Below are 22,091 nucleotides of genomic sequence, written 5' to 3' on the forward strand. Positions count from 1 at the left end.
ACTTATGGCATAATAAGCGGTTTGTCACATATTTCTTTCTCTTTCAGGATACGCCAGTGTTAGTTTCCAGCAACGTCACCATGCAGTTCGGCAGTAAGCCGCTGTTTGAAAATATTTCCGTCAAATTTGGCGGCGGCAACCGTTACGGCCTGATTGGCGCGAACGGTAGCGGTAAATCCACTTTTATGAAAATTCTCGGCGGCGACCTCGAACCGACGCTGGGTAACGTTTCCCTCGATCCTAACGAGCGTATCGGTAAGCTGCGCCAGGATCAATTCGCCTTTGAAGAATTCACCGTGCTTGACACCGTGATCATGGGTCACGCTGAACTGTGGGAAGTGAAGCAGGAGCGCGATCGCATTTACGCCCTGGCTGAGATGAGCGAAGAAGACGGCTATAAAGTTGCTGATCTCGAAGTTCAGTATGGCGAAATGGACGGCTACTCTGCGGAAGCGCGTGCGGGTGAACTGCTGCTGGGCGTAGGCATTCCGGTAGAACAGCATTACGGCCCGATGAGCGAAGTCGCGCCCGGCTGGAAGCTGCGTGTGCTTCTGGCGCAGGCGCTGTTCTCTAACCCGGACATTCTGCTGCTCGACGAACCAACGAACAACCTGGATATCGACACCATTCGCTGGCTGGAGCAGACGCTGAACGAGCGTGACAGCACCATGATCATCATTTCGCACGACCGTCACTTCCTGAACATGGTCTGTACACACATGGCGGATCTGGACTATGGCGAACTGCGTGTTTATCCGGGTAACTACGACGAATACATGACGGCGGCAACCCAGGCGCGTGAACGTCTGCTGGCCGATAACGCCAAGAAGAAAGCACAGATTGCCGATCTGCAATCCTTCGTCAGCCGCTTTAGCGCCAACGCGTCTAAATCTCGACAGGCGACCTCTCGTGCGCGTCAGATTGATAAGATCAAGCTCGACGAAGTGAAAGCGTCTAGCCGTCAGAACCCGTTCATCCGCTTCGAACAGGATAAGAAACTGTTCCGTAACGCGCTGGAAGTGGAAGCGCTGGCGAAAGGTTTTGATGAAGGTCCGCTGTTTAAAAACTTCAACCTGCTGCTGGAAGTAGGGGAGAAGGTTGCCATCATTGGTGCCAACGGCGTGGGTAAATCCACCATGCTGAAAACGTTGGTTGGCGATTTGCAGCCGGACAACGGTACCGTTAAGTGGTCTGAAAACGCCCAGGTGGGTTACTACGCGCAGGATCATGAATACGAGTTTGAAAACGATCTGACCGTCTTCGAATGGATGAGCCAGTGGAAACAAGAAGGCGATGATGAGCAGGTTGTGCGCAGCTTCCTTGGCCGTCTGCTGTTCAGCCAGGACGATATCAAGAAACCTGCAAAAGTGCTCTCCGGTGGTGAAAAAGGACGCATGCTTTTCGGTAAGCTGATGATGCAGAAACCGAATATCCTGGTCATGGATGAACCGACCAACCACCTGGATATGGAATCTATCGAGTCGCTGAACATGGCGCTGGAAATGTATCAGGGCACGTTGATCTTTGTTTCTCACGACCGTGAGTTCGTCAGTTCCCTGGCGACCCGCGTGATTGAGATTACGCCGGAACGCGTGATCGACTTCACCGGCAACTACGAAGATTACCTGCGTAGTAAAGGTATTGACGGTTAATTTACCCGTCGTCTTTCGTGTTACAGGTGTGTTGGCTGCACCTGTTCACCCCGGTCACTTACTTATGTAAGCTCCCGGGGATTTACAGGCTGGTCGCCTTCCTGTAACGCGAAATACCTAGGGAAAATTGTGTAAGCTACATATTAAATAATCCCCAGCGCGCGTTTACCGTGGATATTCAAATCCTCCAGCGTGAAGCGTCCTTCCCAGTTAGTTTCATAATCCTCTCGCGGGAAATCACCCGGCGATGCGCCTTTTTCCAGCGCAGCTTTCACTTTGTGGGCGTAGGCCAGATTTTTTTCGCACATCGGGGCGGCAGGGATATACATTACGTTACCCCAGCCCTGCTGATTTTCGACAGGCGCGACGGAGTGAATCACATCGCAATGCCACCACACAGAGTCTCCGGCGTCCAGTTGTGGGATGCTGGTTAACGCTTCAATCAGCAGCGGATGCCATTGTGCGGAAATAGGCAGGACTCTGCCGGGCGCTACGCCGCAAAGCTCATCTTCCGGCACATCGTCAAGCAATGGGCGTAACAGCACATACGCCATCGCTTCAGGAATCGGAACCACGTGCAACAATCCCTGACCTGGCAGCATATCGGACAACGCAGTCCAGCCCTGGAAGGTGCGAAATACTGAACATTTGGTGGTGTTATCCACCGTGTACTCTTCTACTTCGGTGCGATGCGCAGCCTGCCACGGATCGTAATCTGCCAGCTTGCCATTGAAAACATGAGCAAATACCTGCTGATACGCAGGCAGCAGCCAGCGTTCCAGCGCGCCGGAATCCGTATGCGCGCCCAGCCCTTTGGAGGTGGTTCCCGGCGGACGGCGGCGTATACGGTCAGGGTAGATAACGCTGACATCCGGGTTAAACCATTGTTTACCTTCGCTTGAAAATGTCCAAAGACGATTGAGGAACGACTGGGCATTGGCCATTTCTTCACTTTGGCGGGCCTGCATCTGCGCCGGGGACCAGTAAATGGGGTAGATTTCAGGTCGCGATGCGCTCAGGGTGCCGAAGAAGTTATCGCCCGGCCCTTTGTAGACGTCATCAAAATGGTTGCGATCCAGGTAATCAAGCATCGACTGATCCCATGCCAGCGCCTGTTCGCGGGGGAAATGCCCTTTAATGACTGCGCATCCGCGACGCTTAATTTCTTCACGCTGCTCTGCACTCACGCGACCCGCTTTGATATCCGCATAGGACAACACAGGCCATACCGGGGAGCCTTGCGCTTTGAGAGCGTTGATTTCCGCCACGCGGGTGGCAATGGCATCGCTCAGCTGATTGAAGATCAACTGAACATCCCCAAGCTGTGCCCGCAGTTGCTGTTTCATCTGACGGATTGCCGCTTTGTGATCGGCGGGCAACGTGTCGCTGGTAAAAGTAAAAGCCATAACCACCTCGCATTAACCTTCATTCGAAACTAAATTTAATTACAAGTGACAATATAAGTTAAAAATTAGTTAATGCAAGTTTAAAAACCTGCTGGTGTGAGCAAAATAGAAAAAGAGTGAAAACCGGGATGAGGGATACCCCGGTTGGCAGGATCAGACGTTAAAAGGTGAAGTGTTATCCAGCACTGCCTGAATTACGTTCAGCGCGCCTTGATGGTTATTGTCATCGGTCTGATAGCGGGCAATCGCTTTGATGCTCTCTGCCGCATTGGCCATGGCGAAAGAGTAGTGCGCCATCTTCAGCATTTCCGCGTCATTGCCACTGTCGCCAATGGCGACCACGTTTTGCGGTGACAGGTTCCAGCGTTTTAGCAGACGGCTGATTCCGTTGGCTTTATGTAAGCCCGGAATGATCAGGTCGATAAACCCAAAGCCGCTGGTGACGGGCTTCATAATGCCGTCTAGAGCAGAATGAAGGTGATCGATAACCAGCGGGATCTGTTGGTCAGGTAAATTCAGCGAGAACTTGAACAGCACATCGTCGATATCCTGATAATCCTTTACGGGTTTCAGGCGGTGGTAGTGTTTTGACATCAAACCGACAAAGGACTCTGGGGCATTTTCGCTCACGTAGGCGCTTTGCAGTCCACAGGCCACAAAGTTGAGCTGCTTATCTTTGAGCAGTTCGCCAATGACAATGCGTGATTCGTGGCGCGTAAGTTCGCCGTGAAACAGCTGTTTGCCATGTTCAAACACCAGCGCCCCGTTCTCGGCGACAAAAGAGATCTCATCTTTGAGCTGCGGGAAAAAGGAGATCAACTGGTAATACTGGTTGCCGCTTGCCACGACAAATTCAATATCTCGTTTCTTCAGTTCCTGATACTGCGCCATAAAGCGTGCACGATCGTATTGCTTGGCGTCGTCGAGAAAAGTTCCGTCCATATCGGTGACGATAACTTTGATGGTCATATATGCTCCTGGCTCATAACTGCGACCAGAAACATTTTAATAACAATGTGAGCTAAAGCACAAATTTAATTTCGAATGAAAGTAAAACGCCAGGTGGCAACTTCGCCTTACCTGGCTAAAGGGGAGTATGTAAGCCCGGTAAGCGTAGCGCCACCGGGCGGGAGGGTTACAGCATATGTTCAGTGCGCGCGATGATATCGTCCTGTGCATCCGGAGACAGCGCGGTGAAGAAGGCGGAATAACCCGCTACACGCACCACCAGATCACGGTACTGATCCGGGTGTTTTTTGGCTTCCAGCAGCGTTTCACGAGAAACGATGTTGTACTGAATATGCCAACCTTTGTGCTCTTCAAAGAAGGTACGCAGCAGAATCATCAGCTTTTGTTTGTCAGACTCATTTTCCAGCGTGGCCGGGTTCAGCTTCTGATTTAACAGCACGCCACCGAGAATCGAACCGGTCGGCAGTTTACCCACCGAGCCAATTACCGCAGTTGGGCCGAGATGGTCCGTACCGGAAGCCGGGCTTGCGCCTTCTGCCAGTGGAGTGTGTGCTTTACGGCCATCCGGCGTTGCCATCGTTGCTGCGCCAAACGGCACGTTTGCAGAAATAGACGAGGTCCCGGCGTAGTAATTGCCGCCAACCGGACCACGTCCGTAACGCGGATTATGATACTGTTTCAGTTCATCGATATAAGTCTGATAAGCGCGGGCCAGCAGCGTATCAACGCTATCGTCATCGTTGCCATATTTCGGTGCGCCGTTGATTAGTCGTTGGCGTAACTGCTCATGGGTCAGACCGTCAAAATCATCGGCCAGCGCGGCGGCCAGTTGTTGTTGACCGATAGCGCCCTGTTCAAAGACCAGTTTCTTCACTGCTGCCAGGCTGTTGCCGAGGTTGGCGATACCCACCTGCAAACCTGATACCCAGTCATACTTCGCGCCGCCTTGCTTAATGCTTTTCGCGCGTTCGATACAGTCGTCTACCAGCGCGGAGCACAGAATATCGTGTACGTTCTCTTCCAGCATGGTGTCAACGACATACTCGATTTCAATGGATTTACGCGTGTAGTAGCGAATCTGTGTATCCCAGGCATCCATCACTTCATCGAAATTGTTGAAGTTGCCAGCTGAGAGCGCTTTTTCCTGCGGCAGGAAGACTTTGCCGCTGGTGGCATCGCGTCCGCCTTCCAGCGCCGCCAGCATCACGCGGGCAAAGTTAATAAAGCTCATGCCGGTGCAGCGGTAGCCCCATTTGCCGCCAACGGCGGTTTCGATGCAACCAATCGCTGCATAGTCATAGGCGTCTTGCGGTTCAATGCCCAGCTTAATGAATTCCGGAATGACGATTTCATCGTTGTTAAAGGCTGGCATCCCGAAGCCGCAGCGGATCACCTGCACGCAGGCATCAAGGAAGTCATTACTCATCCCCGCGTGATAACGCACGCTCAGGTTCGGCTGAGTAGAACGCAGGCGGCCACATGATTCCAGAATGGCGTAGGAGAGCGGGTTGACGGCATCCATCGCCTGACCGCTGACCATGTTCTGGCCACCTATGGTTACGTTCTGATAGAGCGGGCTGCCCGCTGAGGCTTTCGAATGGGAGCCAGAACGGATTTTGTTCACTTCCAGCAGTTTCAGCCAGCAGCTGTGCAACAGCTCAATGGCGTGCTCACGATCGAGGCTCTGATTCAGTTCTACGTCGCGACGGTAGAACGGGTAGAGGTACTGATCCATACGGCCAAACGACACTGAGTGACCGTTAGATTCAATTTGCAGAATCAACTGGATGAAATAGCACAACTGCAACGCCTGCCAGAATGTTTTTGGTGGCTCATGGGCAATCACATCACAGTTTTCCGCCATGGTCAGCAGTTCATCACGACGGCTGGTGCGCGTTTCTGTGGACGCCATTTTACGCGCCAGCGCGGCAAAGCGCTCAATGTGCAGGCTAACGGCCTCCAGCACGATATCAATCGCTTTCAGGAACTGATCGCCGTGGAGATCGTCCAGACACGTCAGATTGATGCGGGAGCGACGTTCATCGACCTTGTGGCGCAGGCCGTCGAGACCTTTTTCCAGTAGTAGCGGGAAGTTCACCGCCAGGTGTGCGTCGCCGGAGGTCATATTACCTTCGGCTTTGATAATGCCGGTTTCCAGCAGCCCTTTCTGCTCGTCAGTGAACATCCCGTAGCAGCGATCCTGCACGGTCTGACCACGCCACCACGGACACACCTCGTGTAAGACGCGTTTATTCTCTTCGCTTACCGCAAAGCCTGCGCCCGGTCTGTCGGCGAGGTCGTCGATCTCTTTTTCAATCCAGGAGACGGTGTATTCCGGGAAGATCGGCGCGGCGCGCACTTCGCTTGCCTGGTTACCGATAATCAGTTCGTCATGCTTGATCCAGATGGTGCGTTCCGCCAGATGATGGGCCAGCGCCAGCGCGCGGCGTACCGGGATCGGCTTATCCAGGTGTTGCTGATACATCTCGGTATAGTGCTGGGCGCGCTCGGTACAAACCGGCGGTTTCACGATGTGGATCAGGGCTGTTTTATGCGCTTTGATACGATCGCTGAGTGTGTCCAGTTTCAGAGTGGTCATGGCGATTATCCTCGTAGGGTCGCGGTTAAACCTTTAAGGCTGGCATACTGCTGGGCAAATTCGAGCAGTGCAGGCGCATCAAGCGGTTTATCCGGTGCGTTGTAGGGTTGACTGAGTAAGTGGTATTTGTTGATACCAAGGGTGTGGTAGGGCAAAAAATGAATCTCCCCGACGTGAAGCTCGTCGGCAGCAAAATCGGTAATAGCCTGGATGGCGGCTTCGTCAGCGTTGAATCCCTGAATCAGCGGTACGCGGATAATCATTTTTTTACCAGCTGCGGCCAGTTTTTTTAGATTTTCCAGCACACGAGAGGCGCTGCCATCGGTCCACTGTTTAAACGGCGCATCCGCCACGTGTTTTAGATCGGCCAGAAACAGATCGACGTCAGATAATGATGGTTCAATATACTTCCACGGGACATGCAGGCAGGTTTCCACTGCGGTATGAATGCCGGCGTCGTGGCTGGCTTTGAGCAAAGAAGCCGCCAGCTCTGGCTGCATAAACGGTTCACCACCGGACAGGGTGAGGCCCCCTCCGCTGCGATCGTAAAACGGTTTATCACGCAATACGGTCGCCATGATTTCGTCCACGCTTTTTACCTCTCCACAGACGGTTAGTGCCTGCGTTGGACAGCAGTGGGTCAGCGCCGTCAGATCGTCATCGGTCAGTTTTTCGCGATGAATCAGCAACCCGCTTAGTGCCCGATCAATTACCGCGGGTGCGGCCTGAGCACAGAGATCGCAACCGTCAAGGCACAGACGTGCGTCATAGAGCAGATCCTGCGTACGGGCGCGACTTTCCGGATTCTGGCACCACCGACAGCCCAGGGAGCATCCCTTAAGGAACACCACAGTACGGATCCCGGGGCCATCATGCGTGGAATAGCGCTGGATATTGAAAATCATAAGCGACCTCTTTTCTTTCGTATAAAGATTAAATTACTTTCGAATGAAAGTTATATTGACGTGCGTCAACTAACCGTGAGGTTTCGCCGTGCTACCTTTTATTCATGCTAATTATTCGTTTGAGGAAAGGTTATGGAACTCTATTTAGATACGTCTGACGTTGATGCGGTAAAAGCTCTGGCGCGCATTTTCCCGCTGGCAGGGGTGACCACTAACCCGAGTATTGTGGCGGCGGGGAATCAGACGCTGGAAGTACTACTGCCGCAACTGCAGGAAGCGATGGGAGGACAAGGCCGTCTGTTTGCTCAGGTGATGGCGACCACCGCCGAAGGGATGGTTAGCGATGCGCGTAAGCTGCGGGCAATCATTGCTGATATCGTGGTCAAAGTGCCGGTAACAGCAGAAGGTCTGGCGGCTATAAAATTGCTGAAAGAAGAAGGGATCCCGACGTTGGGTACTGCGGTATACGGTGCAGCTCAAGGGTTATTGGCTGCACTGGCAGGTGCGGAATATGTTGCGCCATACGTTAACCGCGTGGATGCGCAAGGAGGGGATGGCATTCAGACGGTGACCGACCTGCAGACGTTACTAAAAATGCATGCCCCGCACGCCAAAGTACTGGCAGCCAGTTTTAAAACGCCGCGTCAGGCGCTGGATTGCCTGCTGGCAGGCTGCGAGTCCATCACGCTACCGCTGGACGTTGCTCAGCAGATGATTAGCTCTCCGGCAGTTGATGCTGCCGTCGCGAAGTTTGAGCACGACTGGCAGAGCGCATTCGGTCGCACATCTATTTAAACGAGAGTGCCGGGATGTAGTCCCGGCATTATTGCGTACATGATTCCGTCAAAATGAATGTGTTGCAGTTGTACGCTTTTATCTGCGAATCCCCCTCGTAAAACCGACAAAGTCGGCATGCGACCCGTCATCATGGCAGGTACAGTCGTGTCATCATGTTAATCAGGTGACGGACCGCCATGAAAAAATCACCCACATCCACGCCGCACGATGCGCTATTTAAAACGTTTTTAAAATACCCGGAAACGGCGCGCGATTTCATTGAAATCCATCTTCCCTCCACGCTACGAACGCTGTGCGATTTTTCGACATTAAAGCTGCAACCGACCAGTTTTATCGAGGATAACTTACGTGCATATTATTCCGATGTACTTTGGTCGATGAAAACCAGTGAAGGGCACGGCTATATTTATGTCGTAATCGAACATCAAAGCCGCCCGGATGTTCATATGGCATTTCGCCTGATGCGTTATGCGATAGCGGCAATGCAAAGTCACCTCGACGCCGGGCATAATACGTTACCTTTAGTTGTGCTGATGCTGTTTTATCACGGAATCGATACACCTTATCCCTTCTCTCTATGCTGGCTGGATGAGTTTGATAATCCAACACTTGCACGTCAGCTCTACCTGTCAGCTTTTCCGCTGGTAGATATTACCGTTGTTCCAGATGAAGAAATTATGCAGCACCGACGCATTGCTCTTCTGGAACTGATTCAAAAGCATATTCGTCAGCGCGATTTGATGGGGTTGGTGGACAAGCTGGCCGCGCTGTTGGTTACCGGAAGCGCTAATGACAGCCAGCTAAAAGCGCTGTTTAATTACCTGCTAATCCAGCACGGTCACAAACCGCGCTTTGGACGATTTATGCGCAAGCTGGCGCAGCGGGTACCCGAACACAAGGAGAGTACAATGAATATTGTGGAAAAAATACGTAGGGCAGGACAGCGAAAGGGGATGCGGGAAGGAATGCAAAAAGGCTTGGTTGAAGGCCGCCGCGAGGAAGCGTTACGCATTGCTCACTCAATGCTGGACGATGGTCTCCCACGGGCGGTCATCGTGAGGATTACTGGGCTTTCTGAAGATGACGTTAAATCACTGACGTATTGAACGTATATTAATTCAGCCCCGGATAACAAACGCCGCCGGGGCTTTCGTTTATTGCCCGCAGACCTCGCACCCCGGATTACGCATCAGCTTCATTTCGCGAAACTGGCAGGTCATGGCATCGTACATGACGATTTTTCCGGATGCCGGTTTACCGTAGTTTGCCAGCAGCTTAATGGCTTCCATCGCCTGTAACGAGCCGATCACGCCGATCAGCGGGGCCATCACTCCAGCTTCTACGCAGGTCAGGGCGTTTTCACCGAATAGACGGCTCAGGCAACGGTAGCAGGGCTCGCCTTCCTGATACGTAAAGACGGTAATTTGCCCTTCCATGCGAATCGCTGCACCGGAAACCAGCGGAACTCTGGCGGCATAGCATCCGGCATTCAGCTGATTGCGGATGCTGACGTTATCCGTACAGTCCAGCACCAAATCATGTTCGGCAATAAGCGCGTGAATCTCGCTATCGTCCAGCAGCGCATTCACCGGCGTAATGGCGATATAAGGGTTAATCCGCGTTAGCGCGTCACGAGCGGATATCACTTTTGGTTGCCCTACGGTTGCATCGCTGTGCAGCGTCTGGCGTTGGAGGTTCGACACGGAGACCGTGTCAAAGTCGAGCAGGGTTAAATGCCCGACGCCAGCACCAGCAAGGTACTGGGTTGCAGCACATCCCAGTCCCCCCAGACCAACGACCAGTACCCGCGCATCTTTGAGCGCTTCCTGACCTTCGAAATCGAAGCCGCGCAGAATGATTTGCCGGTTATAGCGCATCATCTCCTGGTCGCTGAGTTCTGCCATTACAGACCTCCAAACAGTGCGTTAAATGGCTCAACTTCAACCCATTCTCCGACCTCAACGTTACCGCGATCGCGCTCCAGCACAATAAAGCAATTGCCCTGGCTAAAGGAGCTAAAAATATGCGAGCCCTGGTGCCCGGTGGTAGTGACTTCCAGTTCGCCTTCCGCGGTACGCTGCAATACACCACGCTGAAAATCCAGACGCCCTGGCGTTTTCTTCAGGCGTGAAGCGGTGCGCACGCGCTGGCGCGGAGGCAACCCACAGGCGGTGTTGCCGCTGAGTTTCGCCAGCAGCGGTTGTACCAGTTGATAAAAGGTGAGGGCAGCAGACACCGGGTTACCCGGCAGGCCGCAAAACCAGCTGTTGCTCAGTTTGCCAAAGGCGAACGGTTTACCGGGTTTGATAGCCAGCTTCCAGAAGGCAATTTCTCCCAGCTCTTCCAGAATGGTTTTGGTGTAATCCGCTTCGCCTACCGAAACGCCACCAGAGCTGATGACAACGTCGGCCTGGCTGTCGGCTTCGATAAATGCGGCCCGCAGCGCGTTGGGATTGTCGCGAATAATCCCTAAGTTGATCACCTCGCAGCCCAACTGCTGCAGCATCAGGTGAACGGTCAGACGGTTTGTGTCATAAATCTGCCCGTCGCCCAGCGGCTGACCCGGCAATTGCAGCTCATCACCGGTGGAGAACAATGCCACGCGGACTTTACGCACAACGGGAACCTCGGCAATACCGAGCGAAGCCAGCACGGGAAGCTCGGCGGTTGTCAGACGAGTTCCTGTGGGGAATACCACCGCGCCGTTTGCAATATCTTCACCGCGCAGACGAATATTTTGTCCGCTGCGGACGTCGGAGGTAAAACGCACACCGTCGTCAGTTTGTTCCGTTTGCTCCTGCATTACCACGGCTTCACAACCGGCAGGCACCGGGGCTCCGGTCATAATACGGATGCAGGTTCCCGCAGGCCATTCGCCGTGAAATGGCTGTCCAGCAAAGGCTTTGCCAGCCACCGCAAGAGGCTGGTCTGATTGTAAATCGGCTAATCGCACCGCATAGCCATCCATTGCCGAGTTATCGAATCCCGGCACATCAATCGGGGAGACGATGTCGGTGGCCAGAATACGGCCAAAGCATTGAACCAGCGGCAGCGTTTCGACGGCGGTGAGTGGGGTAATACGCGAAAGCATCTGAGAAAGAGCCGTTTCAAGCGGCATCAGTCCGGCGGTAAATTCCATGAGAAGACTCCTGCGGGGCAAAATCGAATCCGCTCATTATGTCAGAAAATGGACGCGGACAGTATGCTACCTCAGGCTTAGGATCAGATCTGATACAGGTTTTCTGCCAGAGATTAGCGCTACAGGAAAAATGCAGTATAGACTCATGATTTCTGCTTTTTCTCCAGGAGGCTAAATGTCTGCGACTATCCCGGATTCAATTCGACGACAGGTGAATGCCGCCAGTGCACTGATTGCGCGGATTATCGAGGGCGACCTGGTTGCTGTTCATTTGTATGGCTCTGCTGTTGAAGGTGGCTTAAAGCCCCAAAGCGATATCGATTTACTGGTTACCATTAGGCAGCCACTTACTACCCGGCAAAGAAAAGATCTGATGCAGGGTTTTCTGGAAATATCAGCCCCGCCTGGTAGCGTTGATAGATATCGGGCGCTGGAAGTGACCATCGTGATCTATTCACAACTTGTACCCTGGCAATTCCCACCGTCAAGAGAAATGCAATTTGGCGAATGGTTGCGTGACGATATTCGCGCGGGAATTGTTGAACCGACACAGGTGGATCCTGATCTTTCCATCCTGCTGACCCAGGCCAGGCGCGCCAGCGTAGCGTTGTTCGGTGAAGCCGCTGAGACGTTATTCAACGTCATTCCTTTTAGCGATGTCGTGCAAACATTTCGGCATATTCTTGATATGTGGCAGAAAACGGGCGATTTAGAGGGTGACGAGCGAAATATCATCCTTACTCTGGCGCGTATTTGGTACAGCCTGGTTACGGGCAATATTGTCGCTAAAGATGAAGCCGCCGCCTGGCTTATACCGCAATTACCCGTTGAGTATGCTGACACGCTGCAAGCCGCGCGTGCGGAATACCTGGGGTTAACCAAAAAGAACTGGGCTGCGTCTATGCCGTCTGTTGAACGCTTTGTGTTTTATGCAAAAAAACAGATTGCCGATCGGCTTGAATAATATATTCAACGATGTTGGAAGATCCCCTTTCTGATTAACTCATCTAAATAACCTGATGGGATGGGGGGTGAGGTACGGGCCTTAACCTTTACATGACGTCTGCATCTTTCTATATTCAAAAATCGAATCAATAAGTCACAGAAATTCTGATATTTATAACCCCGGTACCTGCCACCTAATGGACGAAAAAAATGGGTAAAGCAGTCATTGCAATTCACGGCGGCGCAGGGGCTATTACCCGTTCGCAGCTGAGCCAGGAGCAAGAGTTGCGTTATATACAGGCGCTGTCGGATATCGTTGAAACCGGCCAGCGGATGCTTGAAGACGGTCGTAGCGCACTGGATGTCGTTACCGAGGCCGTGCGCCTGCTGGAAGAGTGTCCATTGTTTAATGCCGGAATTGGCGCGGTGTATACCCGTGATGAAACCCATGAGCTGGACGCCTGTGTGATGGACGGTAATACGCTGAACGCAGGCGCCGTCGCCGGGGTAAGCCATCTGCGAAACCCGATTCTCGCGGCACGGCTGGTAATGGAACACAGCCCACACGTCATGATGATAGGTGAAGGGGCTGAAAACTTTGCCATTGCGCAGGGTATGGAGCGCGTATCAGCGGATATTTTCTCGACGCCAGAACGCTACGCTCAACTTCTGGCGGCGCGAACAGCGGGTGAAACGGTGCTGGACCATAGCGCGAGCCCGCTGGATGAAAACAACAAAATGGGTACCGTGGGTGCGGTCGCGTTAGATATGTTTGGCAATCTGGCGGCAGCAACATCGACCGGCGGGATGACCAATAAATTACCGGGGCGGGTGGGTGACAGTCCGTTGGTTGGCGCAGGCTGTTATGCAAATAATGCAAGTGTGGCAGTCTCCTGCACCGGAACCGGAGAAGTCTTTATTCGTGCTTTGGCGGCCTATGACATTGCGGCGTTGATGGACTACGGCGGTCTGAGTTTATCCGAAGCGTGTGAACGCGTAGTGATGGAAAAATTACCGGCGCTTGGCGGCAGCGGCGGTTTAATTGCTATCGATCATGAAGGCAATGTCGCTTTGCCGTTTAACAGCGAAGGCATGTACCGCGCCTGGGGATACGCAGGTGATACGCCAACCACCGGTATTTATCGGGAAAAAGGAGATAGCGTTGCCACACAGTGATGAGCTTGATGCCAGCGATGTGCTGGCAGTCAGCAATCTGAATATTGCCTTTGAACAGGAGCAGCAGCGTGTCAGCGCAGTGCGCAATCTGTCATTTCGCCTGAAGCGTGGCGAAACGCTGGCGATAGTCGGCGAGTCTGGTTCTGGTAAGTCGGTGACCGCCTTGTCGCTGATGCGTCTGATTGAACAGTCCGGCGGCGAGGTGAGCTGCGATGAAATGCTCCTCCGACGCCGTAATCGACAGGTTATTGAGCTGGGTGAACAGAGCGCATCACAAATGCGTCACGTGCGCGGTGCGGATATCGCGATGATCTTCCAGGAGCCTATGACATCGCTTAATCCGGTGTTTACCGTGGGCGAGCAAATTGCCGAGTCTATCCGCTTGCACCAGGGGGCCAGTCACGAAGAGGCGATGGTAGAAGCGAAGCGAATGCTCGATCAGGTGCGTATCCCCGAGGCGAAGGCGATTTTATCGCGTTATCCACACCAGCTTTCCGGCGGTATGCGCCAGCGGGTGATGATCGCCATGGCACTGTCGTGTCGCCCTGCGGTTTTAATTGCTGATGAGCCGACAACCGCGCTGGATGTCACCATTCAGGCGCAGATCCTGCAACTGATAAAAGTGTTGCAGCAGGATATGTCGATGGGAGTGATCTTTATTACCCACGATATGGGCGTTGTGGCGGATATTGCCGACCGCGTGCTGGTGATGTATCAGGGCGAGGCGGTAGAAACCGGCAGCGTTGAGCAGATTTTTCACGCTCCCCAGCATCCTTATACTAAAGCGCTGCTGGCAGCCGTGCCGCAGCTTGGGGCAATGAACGGGCATGAACTTCCGCGCCGTTTCCCGCTTATTTCATTACACGATCCCAGCCATGTAGAGCCACAGACCGAACAGGATACCGTGGTTGAAGGCGAGCCAATTTTGCAGGTACGTAACCTGGTGACGCGTTTTCCTCTGCGTAGCGGCATTCTAAATCGCGTGACTCGCGAGGTGCATGCAGTGGAAAACGTCAGCTTTGACCTGTGGCCGGGAGAAACGCTCTCGCTGGTGGGGGAGTCGGGCTGTGGGAAATCCACCACCGGGCGGGCGCTGTTGCGCCTGGTTGAGTCTCAGCGTGGGGAAATCATTTTCAACGGACAGCGTATTGATACCCTTGCTGCCAGCAAGTTGCAGCCGCTGCGTAGGGATATTCAGTTTATCTTCCAGGATCCGTATGCCTCGCTCGATCCACGTCAGACGGTGGGATATTCCATTCTGGAGCCGCTACGGGTGCATGGGTTATTGCAGGGGGATGCGGGGTCAAAACGAGTTGCATGGCTGCTGGAACGCGTAGGATTGCTGCCTGAGCATGCCTGGCGCTATCCGCACGAGTTTTCCGGCGGTCAGCGTCAGCGTATCTGTATTGCACGGGCATTGGCACTCAATCCCAAAGTGATTATTGCCGATGAATCTGTCTCGGCGTTGGATGTTTCAATTCGTGGGCAAATTATCAACCTGTTGCTCGACCTGCAGCGGGAAATGGGAATTGCATACCTGTTTATTTCCCACGATATGGCGGTGGTGGAACGGATCAGTCACCGTGTGGCGGTGATGTATCTCGGGCAAATCGTTGAGATTGGCCCCCGACGCGCGGTGTTTGAAAATCCGCAACATCCGTATACGCGCAAACTGATGGCGGCAGTACCAGTTGCCGATCCATCGCATCACCGACCACAGCGTGTGCTGTTGTCGGATGATATCCCCAGCAATATCCGCAAGCGCGGCGAAGAGATTTCCCCCGTGTCGTTACAGTTAGTTGGCCCGGGGCATTATGTTGCGCGTGGGCAACCAGAAAATGCGCTTTCACGTTTATAACAGGCAGACAGGGTTTAAGGAGAATAACATGACAAAAATTGTTGCTCGGAAATGGCTGGTTGCTTTGGGAGTGGCCTCTGCGCTGGCCGCATCGCCTGGCTGGGCGGCCAAAGACGTGGTGGTGGCGGTAGGATCCAATTTCACCACGCTTGACCCCTATGACGCGAATGACACATTGTCGCAGGCGGTAGCGAAGTCGTTTTATCAGGGACTGTTTGGTCTTGATAAAGAGATGAAGCTGAAAAATGTGCTGGCAGAGAGCTATACGGTTTCTGATGACGGCCTGACTTACACTCTTAAGCTGCGTCAGGGCGTGAAATTTCAGGATGGCACCGACTTCAACGCCGATGCGGTTAAAGCCAACCTCGATCGCGCCAGCAATCCGGAAAACCGTCTGAAACGCTACAACCTGTATAAGAATATCGATAAAACCGAAGTCGTCGATCCGTCGACGGTGAAGATTACGCTGAAACAGCCGTTCTCTGCCTTTATCAATATTCTGGCGCATCCGGCAACGGCAATGATTTCTCCCGCCGCGCTGGAGAAATACGGTAAGGAGATCGGTTTCCACCCTGTGGGGACCGGGCCGTACCAGCTTGATACCTGGAATCAGACAGATTTTGTGAAGGTTAAGAAGTTCGCGGGTTACTGGCAGCAAGGGCTGCCAAAGCTGGATACGATTACCTGGCGTCCGGTGACCGACAACAACACGCGTGCGGCCATGCTGCAGACCGGGGAAGCGCAGTTTGCCTTCCCGATCCCTTACGAGCAGGCTGCGTTACTGGCGAAGAATAAAAACCTGGAACTGGTGGCCAGTCCGTCTATTATGCAACGTTATATCAGCATGAACGTCACGCAAAAACCATTCGACAACCCGAAGGTGCGTGAAGCGCTGAATTATGCCATCAACCGCCAGGCGCTGGTGAAAGTGGCGTTTGCGGGTTATGCCACGCCAGCAACGGGCGTTCTTCCTCCGTCGATAGCCTATGCGCAAAGCTATACGCCATGGCCATACGACCCGGCGAAAGCGCGCGAACTGCTGAAAGAAGCAGGTTATCCGAACGGTTTTACCACCACGCTATGGTCTTCGCATAATCACAGTACCGCGCAGAAAGTGCTGCAATTTACCCAGCAGCAGCTGGCGCAGGTGGGAGTTAAGGCTCAGGTAACAGCGATGGATGCCGGCCAGCGCGCGGCGGAAGTAGAGGGTAAAGCGCAGAAAGAGAGCGGGGTGCGGATGTTCTACACGGGCTGGTCTGCCTCTACGGGGGAAGCTGACTGGGCGCTGTCACCGCTATTTGCATCACAAAACTGGCCGCCAACACTGTTTAATACGGCGTTCTATAGCAATAAGCAGGTGGACAGTGATTTAGCGGCAGCGTTGCAAACCAACGATCCGGCGCAGAAAGCGAAGCTGTACAAGGATGCGCAGGATATTATCTGGAAAGAGTCGCCGTGGATCCCACTGGTTGTGGAAAAACTGATTTCGGCGCACAGCACCAGATTGACCGGGTTCTGGATTATGCCGGACACCGGATTTAGCTTTGATGATGCGGATTTAAAATAAGCTATTCATTCGGCCCCGTTAACCAGGGGCCGGCGAAGGGAGCGTGATGCTTAACTATGTTTTCAAGCGCCTGCTGGGGTTGATCCCAACGCTATTGATTGTTGCGGTGCTGGTGTTTTTATTTGTTCACCTGCTACCCGGCGATCCGGCCCGGCTGATTGCCGGACCGGAAGCTGACGCCGAGGTGATTGAACTGGTACGCAAGCAGCTGGGTCTGGACCAACCGCTGCATATTCAGTTCTGGCATTACATGACCAACGTGTTGCAAGGCGATTTTGGCACGTCGATGGTTTCTCGTCGCCCGGTTTCCGAAGAGATAGCCAGCCGTTTTATGCCGTCGTTATGGCTGACAATTGCGAGTATGGCATGGGCTGTGTTATTTGGTATGACGGCGGGGATCATTGCAGCCGTATGGCGCAATCGCTGGCCGGACAGGTTGAGTATGACGCTGGCGGTCACCGGGATCTCGTTCCCGGCGTTTGCGCTTGGCATGCTGCTCATGCAGATATTCTCCGTTGAGCTTGGCTGGTTGCCAACCGTTGGCGCTGACACCTGGCTGCACTATATCCTCCCGTCTATTACTCTGGGCGCGGCGGTGGCTGCGGTGCTGGCCCGGTTTACCCGCGCCTCGTTCGTCGATGTGCTCAGCGAAGACTATATGCGCACCGCGCGGGCTAAAGGGGTGAGTGAGACCTGGGTGGTGTTAAAACATGGTCTGCGTAACGCGATGATCCCGGTGGTCACCATGATGGGACTACAGTTTGGCTTTTTGCTTGGTGGATCAATCGTGGTTGAGAAGGTGTTCAACTGGCCTGGGCTTGGGCGACTGCTGGTGGACTCCGTCGAAATGCGCGACTACCCGGTGATTCAGGCCGAGGTACTGTTGTTTTCTCTGGAGTTTATTCTTATCAACTTAGTGGTGGATGTGCTTTACGCCGCCATTAATCCGGCTATCAGGTACAAGTAAGGATGCGATTTTTTAACTGGCGCCGACAGGCGATTTTGAATGCAATGCCCCTTGTTAAGCCAGAGCAGATACGCACACCGTGGCATGAGTTCTGGCGTCGTTTCCGTCGACAGCACATGGCGATGTTCGCTGGGCTGTTTGTATTGCTCCTGATCATGGTGGCGATTTTTGCCCGCTGGCTGACGCCATTTGATGCCGAGAATTACTTCGATTATGACCGTTTGAATGATGGGCCGTCGATGCTGCACTGGTTTGGTGTCGATTCTCTGGGACGAGATATCTTTAGCCGCGTGCTGGTTGGCGCCCAAATCTCGCTGGCGGCAGGAGTCTTTGCCGTGTTTATTGGCGCTGCGATTGGCACAGTGCTGGGTCTGCTGGCGGGATACTACGAAGGTTGGTGGGATCGGCTGATTATGCGTATCTGCGATGTGCTGTTCGCCTTTCCCGGCATTCTGCTGGCGATAGCCGTGGTCGCCGTGCTGGGCAGCGGCATTGCGAACGTGATTATCGCCGTGGCCATTTTCTCCATTCCTGCTTTCGCGCGTCTGGTGCGCGGAAATACACTGGTGCTGAAGCAACAGACGTTTATTGAGTCTGCGCGCAGTATTGGTGCCAGCGATACGACTATCATTTTTAACCATATCCTGCCGGGTACGGTTTCATCGATCGTGGTCTTTTTTACCATGCGAATTGGCTCGTCGATCATCTCTGCCGCGAGCCTGTCATTTCTGGGATTAGGCGCACAGCCGCCGACGCCGGAGTGGGGGGCAATGCTTAATGAAGCGCGTGCTGACATGGTGATCGCGCCGCACGTGGCGATTTTCCCGGCGGTAGCGATATTCCTGACGGTGCTGGCGTTTAACTTACTGGGAGATGGTCTGCGCGACGCGCTGGACCCGAAGATAAAAGGATAAATTACAGGCCGGATAAGACGTAACGCTTATCCGGCCTACGGTTGAGTTACGCTTATTAAACGCGTGAACCCCACAGATCGTATTCATCTGCGTTTTCGACCTTCACGCGGATGATATCACCAGGTTTCACCTTGGTTTCACCATTCAGGTATACCGCGCCGTCGATTTCCGGAGCATCAGCCATGCTACGACCAATTGCGCCTTCTTCGTCAACTTCATCAACGATAACCAGAATCTCGCGGCCCACTTTCTCTTGCAAACGTTCAGCAGAGATCTGCTGTTGCAATTGCATAAAGCGGTTCCAGCGTTCTTCTTTCACCTCTTCCGGGATTTGATCCGGCAGGTCATTAGCGCCAGCGCCTTCTACCGGGCTGTATTTAAAGCAGCCCACGCGATCCAGACGTGCTTCCTTCAGGAAGTCGAGCAACATTTGGAAGTCTTCTTCCGTTTCACCCGGGAAACCAACAATGAAGGTGGAGCGCAGCGTCAGTTCAGGGCAGATTTCACGCCACTGTTTGATGCGCGCCAGCTGTCTGTCTACGGAGCCTGGGCGTTTCATCAGTTTAAGAATACGCGGGCTGGCATGCTGTAACGGGATGTCCAGATACGGCAGGATTTTCCCTTCTGCCATCAGCGGGATCACGTCATCAACGTGCGGGTAGGGGTAGACGTAATGTAGGCGCGTCCAGATCCCCAGTTTTGATAACTGTTCGCACAGATCAACCATGCTGGTTTTGACCGGCTCGCCGTTATGGAAACCGGTCCGGTGTTTCACATCCACACCGTACGCAGAGGTATCCTGAGAGATTACCAGAATCTCTTTCACGCCCGCATCGACCAGACGCTTGGCTTCGCTGAGGACGTCGCCAATCGGACGGCTCACCAGATCGCCGCGCATGGATGGAATAATGCAGAACGTACAGCGGTGATTACAGCCTTCAGAAATCTTCAGATAGGCGTAATGGCGCGGAGTCAGCTTGACACCCTGCTCAGGAACCAGGCTCAGGAACGGATTATGCTTTGGTTTGGGTACGTAATGGTGAACGTGCTCCAGAACCTGCTCGTAGCTATGCGGCCCGGTGATTTCCAGCACCTTCGGGTGGACTTCACGGATCTGATCGACTTTCGCGCCCAGACAACCGGTGACGATCACCTTGCCGTTTTCGTTAAGCGCTTCGCCGATTGCTTCCAGGGATTCCTGAACCGCACTGTCGATAAAGCCGCAGGTATTAACGATAACCATATCCGCGTCGTCGTAGCTTGGCACGACATCATAGCCTTCGGTACGAAGTTCGGTCAGGATGCGCTCAGAATCGACGAGGTTTTTCGGGCAGCCGAGGGAGACAAAGCCGATTTTCGGCTGGTGGGTTACATTGCTCATAGCGTAAAAAGTGTTCAGTTATTGGAATATTCAGGGCAGGGATTCTACAGAGTTCTGAACAAAAATTGTATCGCAATCTCATACCATCAGCGGCCTGCCGGGCGCGGAATTAAAGATTATTTGTAAATTATGTTAATTTTAAGTGATGGATTGATCCTGGACACGACTTTGTTCAAAAAACAACCATACTATTAAGTTGCACCATAGTTGGAAAGAGGAGGAACAAAGTATGGTTGTTGACAGACTGAGAACCGATCTTCTCAACAAATTGATAAACGCCCGTATCGAACTTGCCGCTTATCTGCTGTTGAGAAAAGCGAAAGGCTACATGTCAGTCAGCGAGAGCGATCGTCTGCGTGATAATTTTTTTGCACTGAATCGCGAATTGCACGAACAATCACAGCTTCACGGTATGCATCTTGATCAGGAAGAGTGGAATGCCCTTCATCGTGCTGAAGGGGCGTTAGCCGCCGCCGCTGTTTGTCTTATGAGTGGACACCATGATTGTCCAACGTTTATCGCCGTTAACGCAGAGAAACTGGAAAACTGCCTGACAACGCTGACGCTGAGTATCCAGAGTTTGCAATCTTACCCAACGCTGGAACACGTCTGAATCAGGGGGAGGGCGCTCCCCCTTTTCGTTAAGATTATGTAAATATGACGGGGTGATTCCCCTTGCTGGCTACGCTTTATGCAGAGCCATTAAGGAGGTGTTATGCGTCGACTCTTTCTCTGTGCTATCCCACTTGCGCTATTTTCCTCTTATGCCGTCGCGGTAAAAGTGGAAGTGCTGCAAACCAAACTCGATCACCCATGGTCACTGGCTTTTTTACCCGATAACCGCGGTATGCTCATTACGCTCAAAGGTGGACAGCTTCGACTCTGGCAGCCTGATAAAGGGCTTTCCGACCCGCTAACCGGCGTACCAAAAGTCTGGGCGAATGGTCAGGGCGGATTGCTTGATGTGGTGTTAGCTCCGGACTTTGAACGATCCCGTCGGGTGTGGCTAAGCTTCGCTGAAACCGACCGCGAAGGCAAAGCGGGCACCGCGGTAGGCTACGGGCGATTGAGTGACGATCTCAAACACCTGCAAGGATTTCAGACCGTTTTTCGCCAACAGCCAAAGCTCTCTACCGGAAACCATTTTGGTGGACGTCTGGTATTTGATGGCAACGGCTATCTGTTTATTGGCCTGGGGGAGAATAATCAACGCGCTACCGCCCAGGATCTGGATAAGCTGCAGGGCAAGGTCGTACGGCTGACCGATGAGGGCAAAATTCCACCGGATAATCCGTTTGTGAACATGGCGGGAGCGCGGGCAGAGATTTGGTCGTATGGCATCCGCAACCCGCAGGGTATGGCGATGAATCCGTGGAGTGATGTGTTGTGGCTCAATGAGCATGGTCCACGCGGAGGCGATGAAATTAATATCCCCGAGAAAGGGAAAAACTACGGTTGGCCTGTCGCGACCTGGGGTGTTAACTACAGTGGTTTGAAAATTCCCGAAGCAAAAGGTCAAATTGTTGCTGGCACGGAACAACCCATCTTTTACTGGGAAAAGTCGCCAGCGGTCAGCGGAATGGCTTTTTATAATAGCGATACCTTTCCACAGTGGCGGCAGAAGTTGTTCATCGGCGCGTTGAAAGATAAAGAAGTGATCGTACTGAGCGTTAAAGGGAATACGGTCACTGAGGATGGTCGTCTGTTGCAGGAAAGGGGGCAACGGATCCGAGATGTGCGCGTCGGACCAGACGGTTATATGTACGTGTTAACCGACGAGTCCGACGGGGAATTACTAAAAGTGAGTCCCTGATT

Annotated in this window: 18 protein-coding genes; 11 read left to right on the forward strand and 7 right to left on the reverse strand. The window is 53.2% G+C overall.

Going from position 1 to position 22,091, the window contains the following annotated elements; all coding sequences use genetic code 11:
- The first annotated feature begins 56 nt into the window (after positions 1-56).
- Positions 57-1,652, forward strand: a complete 1,596-nt coding sequence (locus OGV57_RS02400) for an ABC-F family ATPase (RefSeq protein WP_003035269.1) — start codon at positions 57-59, stop codon at positions 1,650-1,652.
- Positions 1,653-1,795: 143 nt separating this feature from the next.
- Here the strand turns inward: OGV57_RS02400 and OGV57_RS02405 are convergent, their stop codons facing one another.
- The 4 genes from OGV57_RS02405 to OGV57_RS02420 form a co-directional block, all read right to left on the reverse strand.
- Positions 1,796-3,058, reverse strand: a complete 1,263-nt coding sequence (locus tag OGV57_RS02405) for a DUF1479 domain-containing protein (protein ID WP_048998119.1) — start codon at positions 3,056-3,058, stop codon at positions 1,796-1,798.
- A gap of 153 nt (positions 3,059-3,211) precedes the next feature.
- A complete protein-coding gene (locus tag OGV57_RS02410) occupies positions 3,212-4,027 on the reverse strand; it encodes a Cof-type HAD-IIB family hydrolase (protein ID WP_003836989.1) in 816 nt (271 codons plus the stop codon).
- Between the two features lie 166 nt (positions 4,028-4,193).
- Entirely contained in the window at positions 4,194-6,626 is a 2,433-nt protein-coding gene (locus OGV57_RS02415; RefSeq protein WP_054528214.1) for a glycyl radical protein, read from the reverse strand.
- 5 nt (positions 6,627-6,631) lie between these two features.
- Positions 6,632-7,531 carry a glycyl-radical enzyme activating protein gene (locus tag OGV57_RS02420; protein WP_054528215.1) on the reverse strand — a complete coding sequence of 300 codons (900 nt, stop codon included), beginning with the start codon at positions 7,529-7,531 and terminating at the stop codon, positions 6,632-6,634.
- 132 nt (positions 7,532-7,663) lie between these two features.
- Here OGV57_RS02420 and fsa point away from each other — a divergent pair, with 132 nt between their 5' ends.
- Together fsa and OGV57_RS02430 are read left to right on the forward strand one after the other, a co-directional pair.
- Positions 7,664-8,326, forward strand: coding sequence for a fructose-6-phosphate aldolase (gene fsa / locus OGV57_RS02425; RefSeq protein ID WP_003836983.1), 663 nt, complete (start codon positions 7,664-7,666; stop codon positions 8,324-8,326).
- 179 nt (positions 8,327-8,505) lie between these two features.
- Positions 8,506-9,435, forward strand: coding sequence for an Rpn family recombination-promoting nuclease/putative transposase (locus OGV57_RS02430; protein WP_054528216.1), 930 nt, complete (start codon positions 8,506-8,508; stop codon positions 9,433-9,435).
- 48 nt (positions 9,436-9,483) lie between these two features.
- Here the strand turns inward: OGV57_RS02430 and moeB are convergent, their stop codons facing one another.
- Positions 9,484-10,233, reverse strand: a complete 750-nt coding sequence (moeB, locus tag OGV57_RS02435) for a molybdopterin-synthase adenylyltransferase MoeB (protein WP_054528217.1) — start codon at positions 10,231-10,233, stop codon at positions 9,484-9,486.
- Positions 10,233-11,468: a molybdopterin molybdotransferase MoeA gene (gene moeA / locus OGV57_RS02440; RefSeq protein ID WP_054528218.1), complete on the reverse strand. Its 1,236-nt coding sequence runs from the start codon at positions 11,466-11,468 to the stop codon at positions 10,233-10,235. The genes moeB and moeA overlap by 1 nt, the downstream gene beginning before the upstream one ends.
- Positions 11,469-11,643: 175 nt before the next feature.
- Here moeA and OGV57_RS02445 point away from each other — a divergent pair, with 175 nt between their 5' ends.
- From OGV57_RS02445 to gsiD, 6 genes are all read left to right on the forward strand, one after another.
- Positions 11,644-12,432 carry an aminoglycoside adenylyltransferase family protein gene (locus OGV57_RS02445; protein WP_054528219.1) on the forward strand — a complete coding sequence of 263 codons (789 nt, stop codon included), beginning with the start codon at positions 11,644-11,646 and terminating at the stop codon, positions 12,430-12,432.
- A 191-nt stretch (positions 12,433-12,623) separates the two neighbouring features.
- Positions 12,624-13,589: a beta-aspartyl-peptidase gene (gene iaaA, locus OGV57_RS02450; RefSeq protein WP_003836974.1), complete on the forward strand. Its 966-nt coding sequence runs from the start codon at positions 12,624-12,626 to the stop codon at positions 13,587-13,589.
- Positions 13,576-15,447: a glutathione ABC transporter ATP-binding protein GsiA gene (gene gsiA / locus OGV57_RS02455; RefSeq protein WP_003836972.1), complete on the forward strand. Its 1,872-nt coding sequence runs from the start codon at positions 13,576-13,578 to the stop codon at positions 15,445-15,447. The genes iaaA and gsiA overlap by 14 nt, the downstream gene beginning before the upstream one ends.
- Before the next feature lie 28 nt (positions 15,448-15,475).
- Positions 15,476-17,014 (forward strand): glutathione ABC transporter substrate-binding protein GsiB, encoded by a 1,539-nt coding sequence (gene gsiB, locus OGV57_RS02460; protein WP_054528220.1) that lies wholly within the window; start codon positions 15,476-15,478, stop codon positions 17,012-17,014.
- Positions 17,015-17,060: 46 nt separating this feature from the next.
- A complete protein-coding gene (gene gsiC / locus OGV57_RS02465; RefSeq protein WP_003836970.1) occupies positions 17,061-17,981 on the forward strand; it encodes a glutathione ABC transporter permease GsiC in 921 nt (306 codons plus the stop codon).
- Between the two features lie 2 nt (positions 17,982-17,983).
- On the forward strand, positions 17,984-18,895 hold the full coding sequence (gene gsiD, locus OGV57_RS02470) for a glutathione ABC transporter permease GsiD (protein WP_032936384.1): 912 nt from the start codon (positions 17,984-17,986) through the stop codon (positions 18,893-18,895).
- A 55-nt stretch (positions 18,896-18,950) separates the two neighbouring features.
- Here the strand turns inward: gsiD and rimO are convergent, their stop codons facing one another.
- On the reverse strand, positions 18,951-20,276 hold the full coding sequence (rimO, locus tag OGV57_RS02475; protein WP_003035305.1) for a 30S ribosomal protein S12 methylthiotransferase RimO: 1,326 nt from the start codon (positions 20,274-20,276) through the stop codon (positions 18,951-18,953).
- A 229-nt stretch (positions 20,277-20,505) separates the two neighbouring features.
- Here rimO and bssR point away from each other — a divergent pair, with 229 nt between their 5' ends.
- Together bssR and OGV57_RS02485 are read left to right on the forward strand one after the other, a co-directional pair.
- Entirely contained in the window at positions 20,506-20,889 is a 384-nt protein-coding gene (gene bssR, locus OGV57_RS02480; protein WP_003845496.1) for a biofilm formation regulator BssR, read from the forward strand.
- 102 nt (positions 20,890-20,991) lie between these two features.
- Positions 20,992-22,089: a PQQ-dependent sugar dehydrogenase gene (locus tag OGV57_RS02485; protein WP_054528221.1), complete on the forward strand. Its 1,098-nt coding sequence runs from the start codon at positions 20,992-20,994 to the stop codon at positions 22,087-22,089.
- Positions 22,090-22,091 lie beyond the last annotated feature (2 nt).

The sequence above is a fragment of the Citrobacter sp. Cf087 genome (genome assembly GCF_030334285.1).
Taxonomy (GTDB): Bacteria; Pseudomonadota; Gammaproteobacteria; order Enterobacterales; family Enterobacteriaceae; genus Citrobacter; species Citrobacter freundii.